The 26,480-nt window shown below is 46.6% G+C and carries 16 protein-coding genes; 8 read left to right on the forward strand and 8 right to left on the reverse strand.

Going from position 1 to position 26,480, the window contains the following annotated elements; translation table 11 throughout:
* Positions 1-381: 381 nt before the first annotated feature.
* Both HMPREF0670_RS05240 and HMPREF0670_RS05245 read left to right on the forward strand, forming a co-directional pair.
* Positions 382-1,122, forward strand: a complete 741-nt coding sequence (locus HMPREF0670_RS05240; RefSeq protein WP_009230123.1) for a tetratricopeptide repeat protein — start codon at positions 382-384, stop codon at positions 1,120-1,122.
* Positions 1,106-3,256, forward strand: a complete 2,151-nt coding sequence (locus tag HMPREF0670_RS05245; protein WP_009230124.1) for a carboxypeptidase-like regulatory domain-containing protein — start codon at positions 1,106-1,108, stop codon at positions 3,254-3,256. Before HMPREF0670_RS05240 ends, HMPREF0670_RS05245 begins: the two co-directional genes overlap by 17 nt.
* Before the next feature lie 352 nt (positions 3,257-3,608).
* Here the strand turns inward: HMPREF0670_RS05245 and HMPREF0670_RS05250 are convergent, their stop codons facing one another.
* From HMPREF0670_RS05250 to HMPREF0670_RS05285, 8 genes are all read right to left on the reverse strand, one after another.
* Positions 3,609-4,046, reverse strand: coding sequence for a DUF6078 family protein (locus tag HMPREF0670_RS05250; RefSeq protein ID WP_044077730.1), 438 nt, complete (start codon positions 4,044-4,046; stop codon positions 3,609-3,611).
* A 330-nt stretch (positions 4,047-4,376) separates the two neighbouring features.
* Positions 4,377-4,967: a hypothetical protein gene (locus HMPREF0670_RS05255; protein WP_009230126.1), complete on the reverse strand. Its 591-nt coding sequence runs from the start codon at positions 4,965-4,967 to the stop codon at positions 4,377-4,379.
* 420 nt (positions 4,968-5,387) lie between these two features.
* Positions 5,388-7,709: an outer membrane beta-barrel protein gene (locus HMPREF0670_RS05260; protein ID WP_009230127.1), complete on the reverse strand. Its 2,322-nt coding sequence runs from the start codon at positions 7,707-7,709 to the stop codon at positions 5,388-5,390.
* A 191-nt stretch (positions 7,710-7,900) separates the two neighbouring features.
* A complete protein-coding gene (locus tag HMPREF0670_RS05265; protein ID WP_009230128.1) occupies positions 7,901-8,767 on the reverse strand; it encodes a hypothetical protein in 867 nt (288 codons plus the stop codon).
* A gap of 174 nt (positions 8,768-8,941) precedes the next feature.
* On the reverse strand, positions 8,942-11,083 hold the full coding sequence (locus tag HMPREF0670_RS05270) for a peptidylprolyl isomerase (RefSeq protein WP_009230129.1): 2,142 nt from the start codon (positions 11,081-11,083) through the stop codon (positions 8,942-8,944).
* A gap of 177 nt (positions 11,084-11,260) precedes the next feature.
* Positions 11,261-12,535, reverse strand: a complete 1,275-nt coding sequence (locus HMPREF0670_RS05275; protein ID WP_009230130.1) for a hemolysin family protein — start codon at positions 12,533-12,535, stop codon at positions 11,261-11,263.
* Positions 12,536-12,605: 70 nt separating this feature from the next.
* Positions 12,606-13,256 (reverse strand): LPS export ABC transporter periplasmic protein LptC, encoded by a 651-nt coding sequence (gene lptC / locus HMPREF0670_RS05280; protein WP_044077731.1) that lies wholly within the window; start codon positions 13,254-13,256, stop codon positions 12,606-12,608.
* 27 nt (positions 13,257-13,283) lie between these two features.
* Positions 13,284-14,579 (reverse strand): membrane protein, encoded by a 1,296-nt coding sequence (locus HMPREF0670_RS05285; RefSeq protein WP_009230132.1) that lies wholly within the window; start codon positions 14,577-14,579, stop codon positions 13,284-13,286.
* Between the two features lie 163 nt (positions 14,580-14,742).
* Between HMPREF0670_RS05285 and HMPREF0670_RS05290 the strand changes: the two genes are divergently transcribed.
* From HMPREF0670_RS05290 to feoB, 6 genes are all read left to right on the forward strand, one after another.
* Positions 14,743-15,945: a DUF4105 domain-containing protein gene (locus HMPREF0670_RS05290; protein ID WP_232213859.1), complete on the forward strand. Its 1,203-nt coding sequence runs from the start codon at positions 14,743-14,745 to the stop codon at positions 15,943-15,945.
* Positions 15,942-17,357: an alkaline phosphatase family protein gene (locus HMPREF0670_RS05295; RefSeq protein WP_009230134.1), complete on the forward strand. Its 1,416-nt coding sequence runs from the start codon at positions 15,942-15,944 to the stop codon at positions 17,355-17,357. The genes HMPREF0670_RS05290 and HMPREF0670_RS05295 overlap by 4 nt, the downstream gene beginning before the upstream one ends.
* Positions 17,358-17,526: 169 nt before the next feature.
* Positions 17,527-20,850 (forward strand): preprotein translocase subunit SecA, encoded by a 3,324-nt coding sequence (gene secA / locus HMPREF0670_RS05300; protein WP_009230135.1) that lies wholly within the window; start codon positions 17,527-17,529, stop codon positions 20,848-20,850.
* Positions 20,851-21,186: 336 nt separating this feature from the next.
* Entirely contained in the window at positions 21,187-21,891 is a 705-nt protein-coding gene (locus HMPREF0670_RS05305; RefSeq protein ID WP_009230136.1) for an ABC transporter ATP-binding protein, read from the forward strand.
* Positions 21,892-21,995: 104 nt separating this feature from the next.
* Positions 21,996-22,499, forward strand: coding sequence for a hypothetical protein (locus tag HMPREF0670_RS05310; RefSeq protein ID WP_009230137.1), 504 nt, complete (start codon positions 21,996-21,998; stop codon positions 22,497-22,499).
* A 1,258-nt stretch (positions 22,500-23,757) separates the two neighbouring features.
* Positions 23,758-26,346 (forward strand): ferrous iron transport protein B, encoded by a 2,589-nt coding sequence (feoB, locus tag HMPREF0670_RS05315; RefSeq protein WP_044077733.1) that lies wholly within the window; start codon positions 23,758-23,760, stop codon positions 26,344-26,346.
* Positions 26,347-26,480: the final 134 nt, after the last annotated feature.

Consider the following 26,480-nt stretch of genomic DNA (forward strand, 5'->3'; position numbering starts at 1 on the left):
CCTTAAGGCTATTGGGGATAAGCAAATGGCAAACAAGCGTGCCGTTTGCTTATCCCCAATTCTGTTATTTACGACCAAGCAAAACACACGATGCCGCATTAAACACGCAAATTTGTGCCATTTTTTGAGACAACCTATCATTATTTTTACTAAATTTGCCACAAACAACAACCATTCTTACACAACGTAACGCCACCAATTGTGTGAGGATGCGCAGGAAATGGGCACAAAACGTTTAGCCATGAAATATAGAACAGCTATCGAAAGTAAGCTGAGGCCACAAACCGCCTGCAACTATTAAGGCTAACTTTACCTTTGCCTCTAACTCTACTTTAAGCATTAACTAACCGTAAGCAACTTGCTTACACAAACCAACAGATTATGAGAAGAAACTTATTACTACTCTTCATGGTTACATTTACCATAACAATGCGTGCGCAAACAAAAGGCAATCAGCCGCAAAACAAGAACTATCAGCAAGCCATTGTCGACTCAATGAGCAATGCCATGTATAGCAACAACATTGCACCATTAGACAATGTGGAGAAAGAACTGAAAGGAAAGAAACCCAATCGCGTGTACAACTATTGGCTAAGCTTTTGCCTTTTGCACAAAGCTCTCTATCTTACAACGACGAAACAAGACCAACAAGCGCAAGCATGCCTTAACGAAGGGGAACACATTTTTGAAACGCAGGCTGGGAAAAACGCGGAAGAATACGCGTTGCTTGCCTACATCCAAGGCGTTAGCATCAAATTTGTTAAGGGGATGGATGCCGCTGTTATCGCAAGGAAAAGCGTTAACAATGCCCAACAGGCCACACAAATAGACCCCAAGAACACGAGAGCTTGGTACGTGTTAGGCATGTTAGACTATTACACGCCTAAACAATTCGGCGGACAACAAAAGTGTGAGGCACTGCTTGAAAAGGCACTAGCACAACCCATATCCAAAACAAACAACCCATACGAACCCACATGGGGAAGAAAAGAAGCCTACAACCTGCTACTAGAGTACCTTGTAACAACTGGTAATAAAGAAAAGGCGAAAACCATTTACCAAAAGGCTAAGACGGAATTTCCTAACGCACCAGATTTGAAAAAGTATGAAAACCAGCTTTAAACTTGTACTTTTTGTTGCGTTGTGGCTTGTTCCATCGCATCAATGCCGTTCGCAAACCATTCGCGGAAAGGTGTATGCGGACACCGAAGCGGCGTTTGCTGCCAATGTGTTTCTTAAACACCACACAGATATACACGCCATTACCGACGAGGATGGCCAGTTCGAATTACCCTTACAAGATGGCATTCTCCCAGATACGCTCATGGTAACGTATGTGGGATATAAAGACTTTGTACTACCATTAACGGTGCAAAACCTTCCCGACAGTCTCACCATAAAGCTGTTATCAAATGCCATAAGCCTATCAGAGGTAACAATTATGGCCGATGCCACTTCGAGTAAGGAGTTTGCAGTAACAAAGCTCTCCCGACTAGAAGTGCTGATGAGCCCTTCGGCCTCTGCCGACCCACTGAAAGCTATGGGCATGATGGCATACAGCACACCCACTACCGAGAGCGCAAACCCTGAGTTGCGCGGTAGTGCTAGCGGATATAGCAGGGTGGTTGTAAATGGAGTTCCCATCTACAACCCCGTTAGAAACCAACAATTAGACGGCATGGGAAATTTCAGTCTTTTCAATGCCGACATCGTTGGTGAGCAGTATGTGTACCCCAGCAACCCACCTCTGGAATACGGCAACGCCACAGGTGGCATCGTAAACATACGCACAACGCAGGCCCTACCCGAAGGGCGACGCACCCGTTTATCGGCATCGCTAGCCAGCATAGGCGCATTTCATGGTTTTAAAATGGGCACGAAAAGTTTCGTGCAGACCTATGCCAACCTACAATCTTCCGAACTTTACAGACCGGTTAACGCCAAGGGACTTAGCCACTTGAAGAGTTTCCGCTCGGCAGACATTGGTTTAAACCTGCACACGCAGCTTTCAAAAGGCATGCACCTAAACCTCTTTTCGTATTATATCAACGAGCGTTATACAGCAAATAGAGGGTCATTTAACTACCGCGGAGAACAAAACGCCACCAACAAACGCAACTTTAACATATTGAACCTTGCGTACAGCGCAGGCTGGAAAAACTCGTTCACCCTTAATATGGCTACTGATGTGGCAAGTTCCCATTACCTTTTTGGAAGTATTAACGACCATACACAGCAGTTATCCACTTTTGTTTCCTTGGCGTGGAAACATTGCTTAACTGAAAACCTGTCGGTTGCAGTGGGGTTGGATAACGAATATTTAAGGTACAAATACGACGGAGAATACCCATCGACCTATTTTCTAGTGCACCCAAGCAATGAGCATAGCCATCGAAAATCGGCCATATGGATGAACAAAAGCGAAGGATATGTATATGGAAAATGGCAAATGGGCAAGTTTACTATTGGTAGTGGGGTGCGGCAAATGGTAAGCAAGCAGTTCAGTTCAACCCTTTCATATCAAGCCAGCATAAGGTTCAACCCTAACAAACAGAATACCATCATCGCTAGCTTTGGCGAATACAATGCCATTAGCCGCCCAACCTATTACTCCCGAACATTCAATAAGGCTCTTTCTAGGCAGACATCACTCGACTATTCGTTTACAAAAGGCAATGTAACATTGTCTGCCGCTTTATACCACAAGCGCGAACGACTGCCATTTCTTTCACCTTATCAGCAAGAGATGATCCCTATTGCACAGCGTATTACAGGCATAGAACTATCAGGGAAGTATAGTTGGAAACAGTTTACAGCATCTGCTTGCTACACCTACCTAATGTCCTCTACCTTCATCGACAACAAATGGCAACACGCTGAAAACGATTTTGGACATACGGCAAAGGTAGAAATCAGCTATTTCAATATGAAACTGTTCAACATTTCACTAAACTGCATGTTTCATCCAGGCAAATATTTCACCCCCATAATAGGCAAACACGATGTAGGTACACAGCCTTATCCTGCCTTTGGTACATACAATAGCGAGCAACTTCCCCATTACCTTTCCGTAAACCTCGCGTTAAACAGGTATATGCAAGTGGGAAAAACGGCAGTTGTTGCCTACCTCACGCTTTCAAACATCCTCAATCGCACCAACGCTAACTATGCCTACTACGATGAGCAATACACCAACCAACTAATAGAACCCTTGCAAAAACGACTGCTTTACTTTGGTATGGTGGTTAATTTCTAAGATGTAACGAGGGAAGTAGAACCCTCTCGCAACACTTCTTGGCCTTTATACGTATGCTTTTATCACTATTTGAGTTTCCATTGCCAACTCTGACAAGTCGTGAATTGCAGGTAATAAGATAAGCACATAACCATAACAAGCAACTGTACCAAGGAGATAAAAGTTAAAAAGGCGGTTGATGCAAGGTGCACCAACCGCCTTTTGCATTCGCAAAGACAACGACCTATTGCAGTACAAGCCCGTTTGTAGTGGCACTACAAGGCTCTTGTACTAGCACTACAAGCGGCTTGTAGCGACAGTACAACTTACTTGTAGTCACAGTACAAGCATGTTTGTACTGGGCAAAAACAATTTAACCGAAGTCGTAAACATCGGCATAATGGTCGAAAACAAGGTTCGTGGTGTAGCCATAGTCGCGAAACAGGTCGAGAATCCATGCTTGTTGTTCGGAGTTAAGCATCTTTTTGCCGTGCATGTAGCAATAGTAAGTGCCGTGTCCACCAAGAAACTCTTTGATTTGATTTCGCAACGGAAGATCGTCTTTGCGTTTCACTTCGCTGAAAAGCGTAGAAAATCCCCACGCAACGCGTATCACACGCTTTTCAAAATAGTGTTTGCAAACGTTTCCCTGCAAGGCCGTTGGGTAGACGGCAGAGCCACTTGTTGCATTCATTGGCACCTGTTCGCCAACAAAATAGCGCATACATGTTGCCTTCAAAGGGCAGTTTTGGATGAAACACAAGGTCCAATCGCAAGGCACAGACCTAAAATCGAATGTGGTGTAAGACATAATGATTAAAATTAGAAAGTTGATAATGTGGTTAACATACTAACGATATGATGTGCGATAGGCAAGCCACCAATGCGCCAAAGCACAGCTTTTGGTTAATATAAATGCTCGTTAGACGATGGAACAAGGAAGAAAGTTTACGCAGGTACGAAAAAAATGATGTCGCCCTATAGAACGTTAACTTATCAAGGCATTATCATGGTGTATGCGAGAGGCATTAATAAGAACATGGAAAGAACTTCCTAAAAAAGAGACAAAGACGTTATAACATTGTATTCGAGCATAAAGCGCAACCTCCAAATTCTAGAAGTAAGCCCCAAACGGGCGGTCTTAAGCTACTGTATTCAAAGAGAACCGTATCACCTTTTTCTCTGTAAGGTCGATCAACACTCTCCCAAAATGATTTCCGCCGTCATGCGGAAGGCTATAAACGCGTTGAAGATAAGCACTAACACTTTCTCCATAATTAACATAAACACAAGCTAACAAGTTTATCTCCACAATATGATGCCCATTTTTCACATAGCCAAGGTACTGTTTATAATAATGTGTCAGGGGCAAAGGTGCCGTATCATCCATTTCGTCACACACTTCTTTCCCCGATTTTGTGCCATCTTTAGAGCCAACAACGAGATGGTCTCCCCCACTCGCCACATATTTTTCCAATATCTTTTTGGCCATTTTCATCTCTGCAACCGACAATTGATAAGGTTTCTTGTCATTGCTCAATTCTTCAGAAAAGCCTTTTAATGAAAGAATAAAGTCAAGAGAATCTTTATTGTCTTTAATGGCCTCGTAAGGGACACGAGGGTAAAGTGTCGCTTGTTCACGATCAAAAGTACGAGGTTTACTGGTGTAATTGCATCCAGCAACTACAAAAAGAATAACTATCAACAAAACTGAAACTTTTATCGTATTCATATAGAATGGTATTATATGGTGGTTTTGCCCATATGCGGCACAGGTTTTCAATTGGACGAAAACGCTTGATTTACCTTCATACGGCTTATTTTACTACATTTTGCGTAGCATTTCGCGGCAAATAGTAAATGTATTTCGCAGCTAATAACAGAGCTATTAGCTGAGAGTAACAGGGCCTTTTGCAGCTAATAGTACACCATTATGTACAAGTTGCCTTTAATTCAGAACTAAATAGGTTTGTCACTGTTTATTCACTAAGCAACTTATTGCACCAAAAACAACTTTCGTGAGAATTGGGTATTTGCGGTCGTGGGGGGCGATTGGTAGACGAAAGAGGCACTCATAAAGTTAAGTTATATACTGAAAAGTAGACAAAGACAGGACATACATTTTAAATAATCAAAATGAACTCATCTCCACTCAGAGTCTCCCCTTCTCATCATTGCCTGCTCCATTCCCCTTATATCTAGAACGAGTTGCATTGAAGTTATAGCGAATGGTGAGATTTAAGTCGCGTGTGTGGTATCGTTTAACAACAGAAGAGCGTGTTAAAGCATCATACATAACAAACTTTTGTCGCCATGTGCCAAACACATCGCCAAGCTGTAACTTGACGTTCCATGTGTCGTTAAGAAACGATTTGTATAGTCCGATGTCACAATTCCAATAGTTATGGTTACGATTGTTTTCGGCATCACCATCTGTATGAAGTAAGAAATCAACATTTAGCCATACTTCACATGGAAGTTGCACTGCGTTGTTAAACCTAAATACACCAAGCGGACGGTTTAGTTTCAGTTCTGTTCCATGATGTACTAGCTTAAAATCCTGCACCACAACAGCTGCCATCAACACTGGATGCCAACACCCAAAGAATGAGGGTGCATAGTTTATGAATGCACTATAAGCGTGGAAACGTGGCATATTCTGGATGGTTTGCAACGTGGCCTCCGTATTGCTTGGGTATGGAAAGGTTTGCCACATAAAGTAGTTTTTCGTTGAAGTATATTCCAATTGCACCATCAGGTCTTTCCATGAAGATGAAAACGAAAAGTTATCGCGGAAAATGGGGCGTAGGTTTGGGTTGCCCGTCTCATAAGTATAACGGTCAATATACTTGACAGCAGAACTGAGTTGACTAAACACTGGTCGTGAAGTCTTGCGTGTATAAGCAAAATTAGCTTTAACTGTACCCATTGGGAAAGCGACAAATAATGAGGGAGCAAAGTTGTGATAAGTGCGACTCTGCTCAGGTGAATAACGTCCAAACAAATAGAATTTGCTGTCTGTATATTCCCAACGCAAACCAACACCCGCAGAAACTACGCCAAATTTTTGGTCGCTTTCAACAAACAAGGCTGTCGTTGTTTCGTCAATGCGGTTGTCATTGCTCGCAATATAGTCCGCATTCCCTGCATAGCGGTCAGTTCGATGAATACCATTTGTTTCCATACCAAAACGTAAATCACCAAACCACACAGCACAAGTAGCCATCAAATTGCCAGCAAGAAGTCGATTGCCAACCTTATTCATGGTGTTAAAATTGCGCAAGGGATTAACTGAAGAACGTTCGTTTTCCTCTGTAAAGCGATCGTTAATCTGCCACAAGGCATCAATATTGGCCGTTAGTTTCCATTTCTCCAATGTTGCCGAATAGTAGGCACTTAAAAGATGTTGTCGATTATGTCGGTTTGCAACGAAAAAATTTCCTAATACTTCCTCAGGTATGTAAGCGCCATAACGTGAAGTCTCGGATTGCCCATTTGTTTTCGAGGGGTTAAACTTAAAGTCATATAATAGTCCGAAACTGTGAACTCGATCGTTATAGTTGAGACCTAGTTTCCCCGCATATACGGGATACTTGGTCATTTCCTGGCCCATGCTGTGCTGTTCTACAAGACCTGCGCGTAAATACTGTGTGACGACGTTTTCAAATCTAGGACATTCTCGGTAATTTTCATAGTTCAACGCACCAAACAAGTCGAGTCCTTTCGCGCGGTAGTTAAAATTTAGCTGTTCAAACAGATATGCATAATGTTTAAGCCCAAGCGTTGTTCGTCCGCTAAAAGAAAAGCCTTCACCCATAGGAGCTAGCGTTGTAATTCGAATAACAGCGTTTGCCGTTGAGGAATAACGAGCACCAGGGGAGGTTATTACCTCGATATTTTTCACCGACGATGAAGAAAGCTGCTCAAGTTCGTGAAGATCGCGCACCTGACGATTGTTAATATAGATGATAGGCACACCTTTGCCTATAACTTCGATGTTTGTTCCCGACTTGAAAACAAAAGGAATTTTTCCCAACAGTTCTAGGGTTGTCCCTGTGTGTGACAGGTATGTGCCAGAAACAGACACTCGTATACCATTGTTCTTTAAATTCACAATATGTTTTGAAGCCTTTACAAAGACCTCATTCAACATGTATGCTGCCGGTTTCAACACAATCACTCCAGCGTCTGCATTCTGGGTATCAACGAAGGCATCTTCAAAGCCTATCGCCGAAACGTGCAACGTTACAGGAACTGGCAGGGCATCTAAATCAAATGAGAAAGAGCCATTATCATCTGTCACAGTTCGTGCAATAACACATGAGTCCGAACATGTCTGTATTGCAACGTTTGCCAATGCTACTGGAAAACCTGTATTATCTTCAACCTTTCCTGACAACAGAAGTTTTTGGGAGACAAGAGAAAGGGGCAAAAGGTTTAGAAAAAGCCCTATAATAAATATTCGCTTTAACATAGCTATTCGTTATTTCGTGAGACGAGCAATTCAATAAGGTTGCAACATATACAAAAAGTGCATCGATGATGTATCACGCTCTTTCTTTCAAAATAGAAATGGCATTTGCCATAGCATTTGAGAGGGCAAATCCGTTACAATAAGATAATTGAAGTGGTTGACATCAATGAATGTTGAAAGAAATCATACCGCTATCCCTTCTTTTTCTTCGCCCCTTTCATCCAAAGATACAGCAGCAGGGCAATGAAAACAATGAGGATGGAAGATAACTCGAAGACGTAATGCTGGGGTTCGGTCCAAAACTCCTTAAAGAAATTGATACGTCCCAATATCTCAACGGGCGTCCAAAAGACGATAACCGTGGCGATGGCCATGCGGATGTTGGCTCCCCATGAGGCCAGATACAACTGGCGCTTGAACATGAAAAGCGAACCAACAAGGCAGCCTAAACCAACAAGGAAGGTAACGGGATGGTGGTCGCCAAGGAAATTCTTGTCGTAACAGAACATCAAAAGCAGATAACACCCCCAAAGCATCATGTTTACTTCCATAAAGGTTACGATGCTGGTATGGCGAGTCATGGGCTGTGCAACGATGACTTTGCGCTGGTCGCGGAAACAAACCCTTTGTATCCAAGTAATAAAGTCGCAACCGTTGCGCGTACTGAAAATGTACATTACCATCACCATCATCCACAATCCAAAGGATGCGGGCATGATGAGATATTCGGGTTTGGTAACAACTTCGCCGTTCTCTATTTCGGGCTGAACACCATAACGGCGAGCATAATAAAGGAAAAGGAACTCTACCCAGCCTGTCCAAAAGAGCAGACCTCCCAGCAAGCCCCAAATGGTTTGCCTCGTGTCGCCCTTGACGAACACGCCAACGATAACCATGATAAGACCTACAAGCCCCAAAAGGAAACCGGCAACGTGCATGGCAGAAGGCTTCATGGTATGCTCCATGATAATCATCAGTGCATGCCCCAAGGGCATGGAAAACAGTACAACTAAGAAAGAGGCGAGCGTGCGCCAAAGATAGATTTCTTTTGTTTTCATTGTTTATAAAGTAAAAAATGGCCCCGAAACATGTTCGGAGCCATTGGGTTGATTGTTACTCGCTACTGTGTGCATCGCGTTGACACACAACAGCGCGATTATATCGCAGGGTATAAAAGCTGTTTGGGTTATTAAAACAACTTAACGGCTTTTGCCCCCGTTTGTAGCAATGATTTAGAAGAACAAATAGCGGTTGTCTACAACCTTGCCGTTGATGTACAGCTGGTTCATGAAGTTGCCCGCATATTGCATGGCACGCTGACGGAGGCGCATTTCGGTTTCCTTAGCGTTGAACTTCACGGGGCGCATGGTGCGACCTGTTACTTGGAACATGTAAACACCGGCGTTACCCTTAACAGGAGTCTTATCGAAAGCACCCTTGGCAGTGGCTGCAACGGCACCGCTAAGTGCTGGTTCGCTTGCGCCTGTTGCGGTAAGGAACACGGGCGAAGCAAAAGTAACCTGGTTAACGGGTGTTACTACCGCACCTTTTGCCTTTGCTGCGGCAATGCTTGTTACGCCATTGAGCTTAGCCAAAATCTGTTCGGCCTTCTTATCCTTTATCACTTCGGCCTTCACCATCTCTTTCACTTGGGAGTCGGTAAGGCTACGATAGCCCATAGGATTGATGTGATCGAGAATTACAAGCAGCAAGTGGTTGTTGTCGCCACACTCGTAAAGGGGCGATACGCTGCCTTCCTTAGCATCGAAGAGCCATTTCAATGCCTCGCGCGTACTGCGTATGCCAGCCAAATTGTGCTGAGAGGTGGTAACGTCCTTAGCCTCTTGCAGGCGATAGCCATTCTTTACGGCATTCTTCACCACGGCATCGGCTGTGGCATTGGCACTAACGAAAGAGCTGAACTGATTGTAAGCCTTGCGATAGGTTTCTTTCGAGAAGTCGATGGTGCGCTTTACCACGGCTGCTTGGTACTTGGTAACCATGCCTTTGCGGTTGAGCACCTGCAAAATGATGTTGCCTTGCGCCAAGGTGATGTTCTTAATGTCGTTCACACCCATCGTGTTCAGACTGTTGATATAGTCTTTTGTGTCTTTATCCATCGAGGGTGCCATTTGGTATTGACGTGTGGTCATCCATGTTTTCTCGCCAGTTTGTCCGTATTTCTTGGCCAATGCCTCGAAGTCGGCACCGTTGGTGAGGGCGGTGTAGATAGAGTCTGCGGTTTTGTGTGCAGCCTCTGGCGTTGCACCACCCACTTGGATTTGGCGGTATTCAACAGAATCGGGCAGCTGAACCTTGGCAACAAGCTTAACCAGGTTGAGCGTATTGTCTTGCTTATTCTCAACAGGACCATACACCGAGCCTACACTCATCGAGTCGAGACGTGCTGCGATGTCGCTTGGATAAGCGTCTTTGCCAACGGGCAAGCCCAAATAGTTTACGAGCGACGAGCTCTTGCGTACCACGTTAGTTGGGTCGGCAGCCTCGGTCAGTTCCTTCGTGTAGTCGGCAAACTGCTTTTTCAAGCCAGCCTTGTCCTCAGGAGACGCCTCTACCTGTATGTCGATGTACTTGATGTCGCGCGTTTCAACATATTGCTTAAAGCGCGGTTTCAGCTCTTCGTATTTGGCTTTGAGGTCTGATTCGGAAACTTGTACCTTGCTGTCTTCGATGCTCGAATAAGGGAAAGCGGCCAACTGTATTTGGCTTTCTTCGTTCTCTTCCTTGAAAGCCATCTTAGCCTCAACGGGATTAGAGAGCAGGCAGTGAGCCAGCAGGCTCTGATATTTTTGTGCAAGTAGCTGTGTGCGCAGCTGTTTTTCGATAAATGTCCAAAACTTGTAGATGGATTCGTATTGTTGGGCCATCTGGGGATTGGTTGTTTGTTGGTTCTTGTATTCAGCCAAGAACTTCTTAAGCGAGCTTGCATCGAAACGCCCCGTCTGTTGATTAACAAAGGGTGTCTGCATCAGCATGGGATTGGTTCCTTGGTTCAAGACGTTTTGCATCTCTTGGTCGGTAACGGTGAGCCCCAACTCTTTGGCTTCCTTCTCAACGAGCTTGTTTTGCACATAGCTAGTCCACACCATGTCCTTCACTTGGTTAAGTTGCTCGTCGTTCAGGTTATCCTGTCCTTGTTGCATTTTGATAGCCTCGGCGTACTCGTCAACCATCTTTTGGAATTCTTGAACGCTGATTTTCTCGCCATTCACCTCGCCAACCTGTTGTCGTTGGTTGTTGCGTGTGGCCTCGCAAGAACGGAATGCCTCTTCGGCAATAAATGCCAACAAGCCAAGACCAATGATTCCGATGAGAATCATGCCACGGCTTCTAATTTTTCCTAATACTGCCATTATTATTTTAGTTGTTTAATTTATTATTCGAGCTTTGGTTGGGGCGAGCCCCAAGCTGTCATCACGCCGTAGACGCTTGCATGGCAAAAGCAATTGGCTAGGGCTAATGAGCTTTAAAATGCGCACAAAAATACGAAAAAGAAATGATATTCTTTAACGTTTCGTGCAAAAAGTGCTTTATTGATGCACTTTTAGTTTCACGAGTTCGATTTTATTCATCGTGTTTTTGAGAATGCGAAACTGGTAGGGACCAATGTTCACCTCCTCGTTTATCTTCGGGAAACTCTGATAATGGTGCAAAATAAGTCCGCCGATGGTCATGTAATCATCGCTTTCGGGCAGGGCTAAGTCGAACATATTGTTCACCTTATCAATCTCCAAGCGGGCGGACAGCACATAATCGCCTTCTGCTGTTTGCTTGGCCACATACTTTTGGTTGTCGTGTTCGTCTTCGATGTCGCCGAATATCTCTTCAACGATGTCTTCGAGCGAAACAATTCCGCTGGTTCCGCCAAACTCGTCGACCACAACTCCTAAGCTACGTTTCTGCATCAAGAACGTTTGCATCAGCTTTTGGGCCGCCATCGTTTCGGGAACGAATGGCATTTTGCGGATGTGCTGTTTCCATTGGTCGGGATTACGAAACAGTTCGGAGGAGTGTATATAGCCAACGATGTGGTCGATGTCTTCTTGATAGACGATGAGTTTAGAGTTTCCGCTTTCGATAAACTTCTGAGTAAGCTCGTCGATGGTGCAGTCGTTGAGGTCTACCGAATTGATTTCGGTTCGCGGCACCATGCAATCGCGCACCTTGGTATCTCTAAATTCCAAGGCGTTTTGAAAGATTTTCACCTCATCGTTGATGTCATCTTCGTTCTTGGCACTGTCTAAACTGCTCTGTACGAGGTAGTCTAAGTCGGTCTTTGAAAAGAGAATGTTCTCGTTTTCCTTCTCAATCCTTACGCCAAAGATACGCATAAGCACGCGTGCCAGAAACGTTGAGAACCGACTGAAAGGCCAAAGCAGCAAGTAACAGAGGTAAGCCGGCACGGCGAAAAAAGAAAACAGCCTGTTGGGATTGCTCTTAAAGAAGGTCTTTGGCAGAAATTCGCCCGTAAAAAGCACGATAAGCGTTGAGAGGATGGTATCGGCCGGCACGGTGAAACTGGCATCCATGCCGCGAAAGATGGTATTGTCGAAGAATTTAGCGATAAGTATACCATATACAACAAGCGCGATGTTGTTGCCCACAAGCATTGTGCTTACAAAGTTGTTGGGGTTTTTATAGAATATGGCCTGAACCTTTTGCGACAGGCCGTTGCGTTCCTTGTCCATCTCAACAAGCATGCGGTTGCTGGTGACAAAGGCTATTTCCATGCCCGAAAAGAACGCGGAAAACACCATCGTGACGATTATTCCGAGTACAAGGCTTATACTAATAGGGTCGTCCATATAGAACTTAGAGTTGTCTTTTTGTTATGGGTTGATGTGTTGAGCCGTGCGTTGGCGCAGGCTATGGCTACTAACCACCCAACTTGCGCTGGGGCATGGCCGAGGGGCGAACGGTTTCTTTGAGGGTGTCGGGCGCCGAACTGAGGCTGTCGTTCTTGCCGGCGATGTCGGTTCGTGCAAACGAGCCCTTCGAGTTAGACACGTAATACTTGGTCATACGCTCGTCGCTACGGAAGTAATTGCCCTGCAACTGGCGGTCGGGAGTGATAAGTCGCGAGAATTTATTGGAGTAAAGTTCGTGTCTGTTCTCATCGCGAAACAGTTCTTCACTATAAAAGCGCACGCCGTCTTTGGTCTTTACACGCACCCTTCCGCGCAGTTCCCATAGGCGTTGTTGGTCGTAATAGTAGGCCGTATCGCACTGAATGTAGAGTTGCACATGAAAGTTTTCGTCAAACTCTTCGAGAAAAACGCCCTTATCGAAGGTCCAACGTGGTGGGTTCTTTACTTGGTTCACCTCGTATCGCTCTGTAACGATGCGGTATTTCACCACACCAGAGTCAGAAATAAGCGTATTTACGCCATAAGTTACCATCGTTGGCACCGAGTCTTTGGGGTTTACCGCAGGTGCGGTATGCTCCACCGCCTGTTCGCAAGCGGTCAATGCCACGATGCAACACAGCATAAACGCTAAGCCCGAAGTTCTTAACAAGGTGTACATGCGCAGTTTATTTTTACGATAAAGGGGTTATTCCAACTTCCATTTCTTGAACCATAGTTCGTTGAAAGTTAGCCCCACGTTGATGCGGAACACATTCTCCTGAATATAGTTCTTTGCTGTTGAACGCACCCATTGTGCGCTAACGTTGAGAAACGAGCGGTTGTTGTACGGGTTGATGATGGGAATGCCAAAGCCAATGCTGGCACTCATCTCCGTTGGACCATCGTTGCCGTACACCTTTATATAAGGAGTGGCGTACGAAACGCCTGCGCGATAGTGTATGCGATTGAAGAAATTGCGACTAAATGGCGCAGGACAGAAGTCGCCGCCAAGGGTTAACTTGTGCCTGTCGGTAAGCATATTGTCGCGCAAGGCAAAGCTAGAAACGCCCCCATTGGTTTCGTAGCTGGGGAATTTCACAGTCGACCACTGTTGCAAAGTGTAGTCTGCGCCCACCTTCCATTTGCCGTTGTGGTCCCACATAAGCCCCACACCGAAGAAGTTCGGCAAGTTTAGGTCGAAGTTTCCGCCATAAGAGGTGGTGTCCGACACGTTCGTTTGCGAGTTGGTAAGTATCTCTTGCAATTGGGGTTTGCCGCCAATCTTATGCGAAGGACTAAACGTCAGGCCCAAGGTGATGTTGTCTTTAGACGACACTTTGGCCGTGTACTGCGCGCCGAAGTCTACCTTATAGCTCCGTATGTCCATCGTGTACTGATGCACGAGGTTGTTGACGGAGCCGTCGCTGTAACTGTTGATGAGTCTGCGATCGTAGTCTCCCCACATGTAAGACATGTTAGCCCCCAAGGCCAAGCCCTTAATGGGTTCCCAACCAATACCCAAATAAGCCTGGCGAACGCCGCCCGTACCCGTGTAGGTGTTGGTTAATATGGTAGCATCTGGCTGATCTGTCAATGCCTGAGCGGCCAAATACTGATACCCCACGTTTGTGAAAGGTATCAAACCAAAGCTCAATCCCAGCCTACGGGCGGCCTTAAAGCCTGCAACCACATATTCTATATTGGCGTTTTTAGCGTTACGTTTCACACCTTTCTCCGAGAAATTGGTGAGTTGCAACGAGATGCCGGCATCGAAAAGGAATGTAAGCGTATCCAGTCGAGCATAAGATGCGGGGTTAAGGTAGTTCACCTGATTGCCTTCATGGAAACCTAATCCCAGTCCATTCATGCCTCGGTTAAATCCGCTGGACTGCTCGGAGAGCACACCTAAACCGAACTGACTATAAGGAGAATTAGTTCCACTCTGCGCAAAAGCCGCCATACTGACAGTAGATGCTAAGACAATGCCTATTACTTTCTTCATTATGAGTTATATGTTTATTGCGGAGCTGGGGCTCCATTTATCCGTTTTGAAATGTGGCGAAAAACATACAGACTTGTTATGGTACGCCAAATTAGGGGCAAAATTATCGAAAAAAAACGATATAATCGCATCAAATGTTCAAAAATAAGGTTATTTTTGCATCGTGAAACCAATTATGTTGCTTTTGCGGCACCTTCTTGCCGCAGTTTTGTTATGTGCTTTCCAACTCTCGGCACAGGCTCAAGGCACTCTTGAATTAAAGGATATGGATGCCGTGCGCATATCCTTGCTCACCTGTCAGCCCCACGAAGAAGTATATAGCATTTACGGACACACGGCCATTAGGTATCAGGATGTGGCACGCAGAACAGACATAGCCGTGAACTATGGCATGTTCTCGTTTCACAAACCCTACTTCGTGCTGCGTTTCGTGTTCGGACTTACCGACTACGAAATGGGTATCGAGTCGTTCGACACTTTCTGTGCACAATACGCCTCGTACGGAAGTGGCGTGTACGAGCAGGTGCTTAACCTCACGCCCGAAGAGAAACTGACCATCGCCAAGGCCATCGACACCAACTACGAACCGCAAAATCGCGTGTACAGGTACAACTATTTCTATGACAATTGCACCACTCGTGCACGCGACATGATTACCAACCACCTGCAAGCTAGCGTAGAATATGGCAACGAAAAAGCGGAGGATGCCACCTCGTATCGCCAGATTGTGCACCAATGCGCCAGCCAAACGCCTTGGATAAGGTTTGGAAACGACATGCTGTTAGGCATTAAGGCCGACCTGCCCATCGACAGGGCGCAACGCCAATTCTTGCCTGCAAACCTCATGAACGACTTCCAAAGCGCCACGCTAAACAACAGTTCGCCCACCAAACGCAAACTTGTTGCCTCGTCGGGATGGGTTGTTCAGCCAGGCGTCCAAACCTCTTCGTCGTCGTTTCCCCTATCGCCCACGGCCCTCATGCTCATTCTTGCAGCGATAATTCTCGGCACAACAGCCATCGAAAGCAAGCTTAACACGCGTTTCAGATGGTTTGACGGCTTTTGGTTTCTTATCTGCGGACTAATCGGCATCCTATTGTTTGTGATGATTTTCTCGCAACATCCCACCGTCAGCCTCAACCTCCAAATACTCTTTTTCTGCCCTTACACCTTATTATATATATATAGGGCCGTTAAAAAAGGCAAGGAAACGCAGTTCTTGCGCGGCATAAAGATATGGTGCATACTTATTTCGCTCTTCCTCATTGGCGGCTTTTTCCAACACTATGCCGAAGGGGTGAGGTTTTTGGCACTATCTTTGCTCATCAGATACATATATTTAATATATCGACATAAAAGGGCATGAACAAGTACATAACCCTCTTTGCGTTGGCCACGCTAGCCAACATCGAATGCAAGGCGCAGCCTAACGTGGCCGTTCCGCGCCTTGTTGTGGGCATTACCGTAGACCAACTGAACAGCGACGATATGGAACAGTTCGCCGCACTTTACGGAAATGGCGGTTTCAAAAAGCTGCTCCGAGAAGGTGTGGTGTACGAAAACGCCCAATACGACTTCGCTCCTATCAACTTGGCATCGGCCACAACAGCCATTGCCACGGGCGCATCGCCTGTGGATAACGGCATAACGGCCGAGCGATGGGTTAGTCGCGAAACGCTCCGACCCGTGGGATGCACCTTCGACAAGAAGTTTTTCGTTTCGCCAAACAACGTGAAGTCGTCTACCATCGGCGACGAAATGAAGATGGCCAGCAACGGTAACGCATTGGTGTTCTCGGTGGCTGCCAACCAAGATGCGGCCGTATTGCAGGGCGGACACGCTGCCGACGGGGTGTTTTGGATTGACGAGGCCACAAAAAATTGGAAAACGTCGGCCTTCTATCCTCGCTCCGCGCAAACGTGGCTCGACACTTACTTGCGCATGCCGGGGCTAGATGTGGCGAAGAAAAACCCCAATCAAGCCACTTGCCAATTTGCATTAGACTGCATTAGCGACCATGTTATGGGGCGCGACGCACAGGCCGACTTGCTCTTCGTCACCCTTTCGGCCAGCAACGCCACTGCCGAAAGCAACCCTTTGCTCGCCAGAGAGAACACTTATAGGGAGCTAGACAAGAACCTGTCTGACTTAATTCAGAACATCGAGCAAAAGGTGGGCAAAGAAAACGTGCTCTTTGTGCTTACCGCCACGGGGCGTTCGGAGAGCAACATACAAAACTACGCCAAGTATAACGTACCCACTGGCACGTTCTACATTAACCGAACGGCCAACCTTCTGAACATGTATCTCAACGCCATATACGGCATTAACCGACTGGTAGACGGCGTTTTGAACAACGAAATATACATCAACAAAACCATCTTAGAGCAAAAGCGCATCAACATCAGCGAGGTTTTGCGCCACGCACGCGAGTTTCTCGTGCAGATTTCGGGCGTGAAAGAAGTATATACAGCCGACCAACTACTGCTCGACAACGGCGTTTCGTCGAAAGTGCGCAACGCTTTCAACCACGCCGTAAGTGGAGACATCATCGTGAAAGTGGCTCCGGGATGGAAGATTTACAACGAAGAAACCAAGGAAGAGCAATTGCCTGCAACAGCAAGCCTGCCCTTCCCAATCATCATTTACGGGGCAGGCGTGAAACCCAATACCATTTCCACGCCTGTAACCACCAACCGCATTGCGCCCACCATTGCCCGCTTTATCCGCATCAGGGCTCCCAATGCCTGTGTTGTACCGCCGCTCCCACTTAAATAATTCTACGATAAAGGCGGATTGTTGGCTAATTTCTAGCCAAATAAACCAATTTATTTGTAATTTTGCAGACATTTAGGCGCAATGCCAAAAACAACATGTGGCACAGCCCACGATAGGCCTACGCCAATGATGCAAACTTTCATCACACAACACAGATAATACAACGAAAATGAATTTAAATAAAATCCTACAATCGCTCTTCGGCAATAAGTCGACGCGCGACATGAAACTTATCCAGCCACTTGTTGAAAAAGTTAAGGCCACTTACGACGAAATAAAGGCCCTTAGCAACGACCAGCTGCGCGCCAAAACCAAAGAGATACAGGCGTATGTGCAAAACGCGGCAAAAGAACAAAAAGAAAAGATTGCCGAACTGAAAGCACAGATAGAAGAAACGCCCATCGACGAGCGCGAATCGCTGTTCAATCAGATTGACAAGTTGGAGAAAGAGGCCCTCGAAGTGTACGAAGTGACCCTCAACGAGGTGATGCCCGTGGCGTTCGGCATTATGCACGACACCGCCAGACGTTTTACCGAGAACGAAGAAATTGTGGTTACGGCTACCGATTTCGACCGCGATTTGGCCGCCACCAAAGACTTCGTGCGCATCGAAGGCGACAATGCCATATATTCTAACCACTGGATTGCTGGCGGAAACGACACCAAGTGGGACATGATTCACTACGACGTGCAAATCTTCGGCGGTATTGCCTTGCACCAAGGAAAGATTGCCGAGATGGCAACGGGTGAAGGAAAAACCCTCGTGGCCACGCTCCCCGTATTCCTAAACGCGCTTACCGGCAACGGCGTACACGTGGTTACGGTGAACGATTACCTTGCCAAGCGCGACTCCGAGTGGATGGGTCCGCTCTACGAGTTCAACGGCCTGTCGGTAGATTGCATCGACAAGCATCGCCCCAACTCGCCCGAAAGGCGCAAGGCATACATGGCCGACATTACATTTGGTACAAACAACGAGTTCGGTTTCGACTATCTGCGCGACAACATGTCGAACTCGCCCGAAGACTTGGTGCAAAGGGCACACAACTACGCCATTGTCGACGAGGTTGACTCGGTGCTTATCGACGATGCCCGTACGCCGCTCATCATCTCTGGCCCCATCCCCAAGGGCGACGACCAGATGTTCGAAGAATACCAACCTTTGGTAGAACGCCTTGTAGACGTACAGCGCAAGCTGGCCACGCAATACCTTGCCGAGGCCAAACAGCTGATAACAGAAGGACAAGAACAGAACGACCAAAAGAAACTAGACGAGGGTTTCCTCTCGCTCTACCGCTCGTTCAAGTCGCTACCAAAGAACAAACCACTCATCAAATACCTCTCCGAAGAGGGCATCAAAGCCGGAATGCTGAAGACCGAAGAGGTCTATATGGAGAACAACAACCGCAAAATGCCCGAGGCCATTGCGCCTTTGTACTTCGTTGTAGACGAAAAACAAAACTCGTGCGACCTTACCGACAAGGGTACGGAATGGTTGGCCAAGCAAGTTAACGACGCCGAGCTCTTCGTTTTGCCCGACATCGCCACCCAACTCTCGGCACTTGAAGCTGACAAGACCATGAGCGACGAGCAAAAGGTTGACCGCAAAGACGAACTTCTCAACCACTACGCCATTCAAAGCGAGCGTGTGCACACCCTCCAACAGCTACTCAAAGCCTACACCATGTTCAATAAAGACGACGAATATGTGGTTATCGACGGCGAAGTGAAGATTGTTGACGAGCAAACAGGCCGTATTATGGAAGGAAGACGTTGGAGCGACGGACTACATCAAGCTGTTGAGGCCAAAGAACACGTCAAAGTGGAGGCCGCCACGCAAACCTTCGCAACCATAACCCTGCAAAACTACTTCCGCATGTACCACAAGCTAGCGGGTATGACGGGTACTGCCTCTACCGAGGCGGGCGAGTTTTGGGACATCTACAAACTTGACGTGGTGGAAATTCCCACCAACCGCCCCATCGCACGTAACGACATGGACGACCGCGTGTACAAAACGGCCAGAGAAAAGTACGCTGCCGTTATCGACGAGATTGAAGACCTGCGCAAGCAAGGCCGACCTGTACTCGTTGGTACAACGTCGGTTGAAATATCCGAGTTGCTCAGCAAGATGCTCAACATGCGCAAGATAGAGCACGAAGTGCTTAATGCCAAGCAACACCAAAAGGAGGCATCAATCGTGGCAAAGGCCGGACAGTCTACCAATGGCTTGGGTGCAGTCACCATTGCCACCAACATGGCGGGTCGTGGTACCGACATTAAGCTGTCGCCCGAAGTGAAAGCAGCAGGCGGTTTGGCCATCATCGGCACCGAAAGACATGAAAGCCGTCGTGTTGACAGACAGCTGCGCGGACGTGCCGGCCGTCAAGGCGACCCGGGTTCTTCTGTTTTCTACGTTTCGCTCGAAGACAAGCTGATGCGCCTTTTCGCATCAGAACGCATCGCACGCATCATGGACCGCCTTGGATTTAAAGAGGGCGAACGCATCGAAAGCCCAATGATTTCGAAGAGCATTGAGCGTGCACAGAAGAAGGTAGAGGAAAACAACTTCGGTATTCGTAAGCACCTGCTGGAATACGACGACGTGATGAACAAGCAACGTACCGTGATTTACGAGAAACGACGCCACGCCGTGATGGGCGAACGCATCGGCATGGACATCACCAACATTATTTGGGACCGCGTTATCAACATCATACAAACCAACGATTACGAAGGTTGCAAAGAGGCGTTCATTAAGATATTCGCGATGGAATGCCCCTTCACCGAAGAGGAATTCATCAATACCCCACACGACGTATTGGAAGAAAGAACCTTCCAAATGGCTATGGGAACCTTCAAGCGCAAAACCGACCGCCTGCAAGAGATGACCTACCCCACCATCAAGGAGGTGTACGAAACCCAAGGCGACCGCTACGAGCGCATTGTGGTGCCCATTACGGATGGCAAACGAATTGTAAACATTGTGTGCGACCTGAAAGAGGCCTACGAAACGGAGGCCAAATCGGTGATTAAGCAGTTCGAAAAGAATGTGATGTTGCACATCATCGACGACTGTTGGAAAGAGAACCTGCGACAGCTAGACGAACTGCGCCACAGCGTGCAAAACGCATCGTACGAGCAAAAAGACCCGCTTTTGGTATTTAAACTCGAAAGTGTGAAACTGTTCGACAGCATGGTGAACGAGATGAACGACCGCATAACAAGCTTGCTGATGCGTGCACAACTGCACGTTGAGCAGCAAGTTCAAGAGGCCGCACCCGAAGTACGCCAGCAACAGCAGTACACAGAGAGCAAAGAAAACCTCGACGAAACGGCTCAAAGGGCAGCCAGACAGCAAGACACGCGCGAAAGTGCTGCACCGCAAAACCGTACGCCCGTGATGAAGGAACACATGCCTAGAAGGAACGACCCATGTCCTTGCGGTAGCGGAAAGAAGTTTAAAGACTGCCACGGAAGGGGCATCGTGTAAGCCACTAACAGGGTTATAGGCAGGTTCTAAAAATTACCTTTGCTGTATTTTTAGCTTTTAGCTGAGCAGGTTTTGCTTACTTCTTGATGGAGCATAGTGAACTATGCTTTCTGAAAGCGTAAGCGAAAGATGCCAGACAAAAGCAAAAAGACAGTGAAGAGCAATACAACGAACGCCAATTGAACCCTTGCGGGGAATTTATAGAACATGCCTATACAACATTTCAACAACATTTTCCTCCCTGCAAAACGCTTTTGTGGGGAGGAAAATACACACCAACAAAGCGGGTTAAGTTGAGCCTATGGCCTTGCAAAACCTGCCATAAACAAGCACAAGATGCAAGTAAACATCAACAACCTTACAAAAAAATACGGGGATAAAACGGCAGTTTCTATCCCCGTTTTTTCTATGTCCGACAACGAGATTGTAGGACTAGTGGGAAACAACGGGTCTGGAAAAACCACCTTTTTCAGACTTCTTACCGACTTGGTTAAAGCCAACACGGGCGAAGTGAGCCTCAATGGTGTGGACCCCACGCAAAGCGAGTCGTGGAAACAACACACGGGTGTGTACCTCGACGAGGGCTTTCTCATCGACTACCTAACGCCCGAAGAGTATTTCGACTTCGTTGCAAGCATTTCGGACATAGACAATGAAAGCCTAACACAAACGTTGCAGCAGTTTGAAAACTTTATGGCTGGCGAAATACTTGGCCAAAAGAAACTTATACGCGACCTCTCGGCAGGCAACAAACAAAAGGTGGGCATCATTGCCGCCCTGCTTGCACACCCGCAATTTCTTATTCTTGACGAACCCTTCAACTTTCTCGACCCTACCAGCCAAAATGCCTTAAAGGCCATACTTTCTAAGTTTGGACAACGCGAAGGCACAACGGTTATCGTGTCGAGCCACAACCTACAACACACCATCGACATTTCCACACGCATCGTTTTACTGGAAAAAGGCCTCATCATCAACGACTTCAAGACTGTTGATACGGCTGCCATACGCGAATTGGAAAACTATTTCGCTGCCCAATAGCCTCTACAAGGATGTTTTTCCCAAGCATGGCGCGGCTTTAAGCACCTAGATATGCGATAAACGCCCCACTATAAGAAAGGACGCACATAAACACAATTGCGGACATGCAACTAAGAAAAGAGATAGAACCCGACTTCGAAACGGTTGAGAAACGCTACCCAATAGCCCTTAAAGCAATAATGAGTTATACAGCGTATTGCGATGAAAACGGGGACGAAGACTTGGTGGAATATAACAAATTGGCCGACTATCTTCATCAGCTTACGGGGAAAGACATGCCGCAATTTAATCTTTGGGAATGGTGGGAAGAAGAAGGTGCCGAGGTTTTGGCCTTCAAAATTGTGCTGCCCGAACCTCAATGTGTACACAATATCACTATGGACGAACTTTATGAGGTTGTAAAAAGGCTTAAAACCGACATCTACACTCCCTCCGAAGATGGTTCGTTGAAAGAGCTTTTTAAATATCATCTAGACGAGTATTATAAGTTGTTCTTGGAAAGGAACTTTAATACGTACGATCCTAAACTGTTTGAAAGGAATATAAACGATAAAGGTGAATACTTTGAATATACCGAAGCAGAGATTGTTCAAATGCTTTGGAGATAGTCGCAACACGCTGTGACACTGCTCGCACCCACATTCCCCACTTCACTATATAAGTCTTAACCAAAGGCAAGCCATTCTTTAAAGTGTCTCTTAACAAACTTTTGCTGGCCTAGTGATGCCAACTACAAAGGTGTATAAGTTGGTTAAACTGGTAGTAATAGCCACTAACACATCGTGTTTATAAGCCGTTGACACTAGCTGAAGAACCACTAATACGAGTTTACTTGCCACTAGCTGCCCTTCAAACATTGTAAAAATATTGTACTGATTTTTAACATTATGAGTGCCCTCTCCGCAAAAATTCCGGACATTGGGCGAATTTTCGCTCGTATTCTTCAAGCTTGTAACAACCTGATTTATTGCCAATTAGAGCAATATTAGGCTAAACGCCCACATTAATGGTCGGCAAGTAGAATATTTATACGGTTTAAGCGTCAACCAAAAACCCATCAAGCTATTTCTCATTTCTTTGTCGCTATCTGCCGTCAAATATACATTCTAAACCATTTTATCTCGGATATAGACCACAAATCAACACCAAAATATGGTAATTTGTAGCATATTGAATTGCGTTTTGGTGCTAAACGCAGTGCGTTTTGATGCAAAATGCAGCGCGTTTTGATGCTAAACGCAGTCCGTTTTGGTGCATATTGCAGTAGGTTTTGCTGCATATTTACCACATATTATCGAGAGATATTCATACATTTTCGTGTTATTGAGGGTGCAAAATGGGCGATTATTTTCAACAAAGAGAGATGCAATGTTATATGAGATTGCAAAAAATGGCAGAGAAAACGCGTTGGAGCGGAGCGCAAAATTGATTATATCGGCGCATTTTATATATGTTTTCATCTCATTTTCGTCTAGAAGGTGGTGCCACAAAGAGTGCGTTTTGTAAAACATTATTACCCATTTAACAAATCATAGTTATACTTACCATTGTGAAAAGCGGGTAAAATGGGCGCTTAAAATGGGTACATCCATCCTTCTTTAACCCAAATCGCGCATTAGTCCGCTAGGGGGTAAATGCCGTGATATGCCGTGCCACAACTGCACCACTTGCACTAGCTAGTACAAAGAATAAGCAAAACAGAAGGCAGAAAAATCATCAATAATAGGTAAGCCAAGTGGCAAACGTACGCCCAGCACTACCCATTTATAGGTATTTTAAAAATGAATAACGCCCCATTTGCCACCCCTCAAACGGAAATGTTATAACTTTGTGTAAGCATAAACACGTAACACAGACAAATAGGAAATGAGATTATCGGAACTAAGAACGGGAGAAAAAGCCGTTGTGGTGAAAGTTTTGGGCCACGGTGGTTTTAGAAAACGCATCGTGGAGATGGGTTTTATCAAGGGTAAAACCGTGGAGGTGTTGCTCAATGCGCCCCTTCAAGACCCCGTGAAATACAAGATACTTGGTTACGAAATTTCGCTCCGCCGCGACGAGGCGCAAATGATTGAAGTGGTTTCGGAAGAAGAAGCCAAGCTTACCGACACACCCAACGACGAAACGAAAGACACCGAAAACACATTGGGCACGAACGCCGAAAAGGATGACCAACCGCAGCCAACGGCAACCGACATGCCCGTTAGCGAAGAAAAGATGCAACAAGCGGCACGCCACAAGCGGCGCGTGATAAACGTGGCACTGGTGGGAAACCCCAACTGCGGAAAGACATCGCTCTTCAACTTCGCATCGGGAGCGCACGAAAAGGTGGGAAATTATTCGGGCGTAACCGTCGATGCCAAGGAAGGCATCGCACGTTTCGAGGGCTATGAGTTTCATTTGGTAGACCTGCCAGGCACATACTCGCTCTCGGCATATAGTCCGGAGGAGCTATATGTGCGCAAACAGATTGTGGAAAAAACGCCCGACGTGGTTATCAACGTGCTAGATGCCAGTAATTTGGAACGTAACCTTTACCTCACCACCCAACTCGTAGACATGAACTTGCGTATGGTGTGCGCCCTAAACATGTACGACGAGTTTGAGAAACGCGGCGACACCATAGACCTTGAAATGCTGGGCAAGCAATTGGGTGTGCCCATGATACCCACCGTATTTAAGACTGGGCGCGGCGTGCAGCTGCTTTTCCACATCATCATCAACATGTATGAGGGAATGGACTTTATCGACAAGGACGGCAACATCAACCCCGAAGTGGCCGCCCAACTGCAAAAGTGGCACGAGGAATATAAGAATGACGTGCCCACTGAGCACCAAGAAGACTTTGCCACAACCGATGCCCGACCACACAACAAGGTTTCGAGACACATACACATCAACCATGGCCCAAGGCTTGAACTATGTATCAGCCGACTGAAACTGCAAATTGAACAGAACCCGGAGGTAATGCACAAGTTCCATACGCGATACTTGGCCATCAAACTGTTGGAGAACGATGCCGAAACAGAACGCGAAGTGGCCTCGTTAAGCAACGCCAAGGCCATATTGGCCACGCGCGACAAGGAGGCACAAAGCATAAAAACGCAACTTAACGAGGACTGCGAAACGGCCATCATGGATGCCAAATACGCCTTTATTCATGGCGTTTTGGCCAAAGCTGGCTACAAGGAGGGCAAAGCCACCGACACCTACAAGCTTACCCACAAGCTAGATGCCATCATCACACATAAGTTTTGGGGATTTCCCATCTTCTTCCTCCTGCTTTATGTGATGTTCCAAGTAACGTTCTCTGTGGGCCAATACCCTATGGACTGGATAGACCAAGGCGTAAATTGGTTGGGAGAATGGGTTAAAGAAAACATGAAAGACGGCCCAGTAAAGGACCTCTTGGCCGAAGGAATTATTGCCGGCGTGGGCGCGGTTATCGTGTTTCTGCCGCAAATTCTCATCCTCTACTTCTTCATCTCGTTCATGGAAGACAGCGGCTACATGGCTCGTGCGGCCTTTATCATGGACAAGTTGATGCACAAGATGGGGCTGCACGGCAAGTCGTTCATACCCCTTATCATGGGTTTTGGCTGCAACGTGCCTGCGGTAATGGCTACACGCACCATCGAAAGTAGGCGAAGCCGACTGATAACGATGCTTATCTTGCCCATGATGAGCTGTTCGGCGCGCCTGCCCATCTACATCATGATAACGGGAACGTTCTTCGCCTTGAAGTATCGCTCGGCAATTATGATTTCGATGTATGTGGTGGGCATACTCATGGCCGTGATAATGAGCAAGATTTTCAGTCGTTTCTTGGTGAAAGGCGAAGATACGCCCTTCGTGATGGAGTTGCCGCCGTATCGTTTCCCCACCAAAAAAGCCATCGCCCGACATACCTGGGAGAAAGGCAAACAATATTTGCAAAAGATGGGTGGCATCATCCTCGTGGCCAGCATCATTGTTTGGGCATTGGGATATTTCCCCCATAACGACGAGCTAGACAAGCAACAGCAACAAGAACAAAGCATCATCGGAAGGATGGGTAAGGCCATTGAGCCGGCATTCCGTCTGCAAGGTTTCGATTGGAAACTAGACGTCAGTTTGCTTGCAGGCGTTGGCGCAAAAGAGATTGTGGCCTCAACGATGGGCGTGCTGTATGCCGACGACGACAGTTTTAGCGACGACAACGGCTCTGGCGACGACACCGAGAAATACACACGCTTGCGTAGGCAAATGCTGAACGACGGCATTTCGCCCCTCTCGGCCTATGCCTACCTCATTTTCGTGTTGCTTTACTTCCCCTGTATAGCCACGGTTGCCGCCATTCGCAACGAAAGCGGCTCGTGGCGTTGGGCATTGTTCGCCGCCTTTTACACCACAGGACTGGCGTGGGTTGTTAGTGCCGCAGTATATCAAGTGGGCAGTTTGATAATGGGAAATTAGGCACTCGCTCCCTTCTCCCCCACTCCTTATTTATATAGGAGCCATCAAGAAACGCTTTCGGTAAGCGCTGGAAGGTGGCCAATAGCACCTCGGTTTTTAGTAATATGCATACAGGCACATAGGCATTAAACTTT

The sequence above is a fragment of the Prevotella sp. oral taxon 317 str. F0108 genome (assembly GCF_000162415.1).
In the GTDB taxonomy this organism is placed as follows: Bacteria; Bacteroidota; Bacteroidia; order Bacteroidales; family Bacteroidaceae; genus Prevotella; species Prevotella conceptionensis.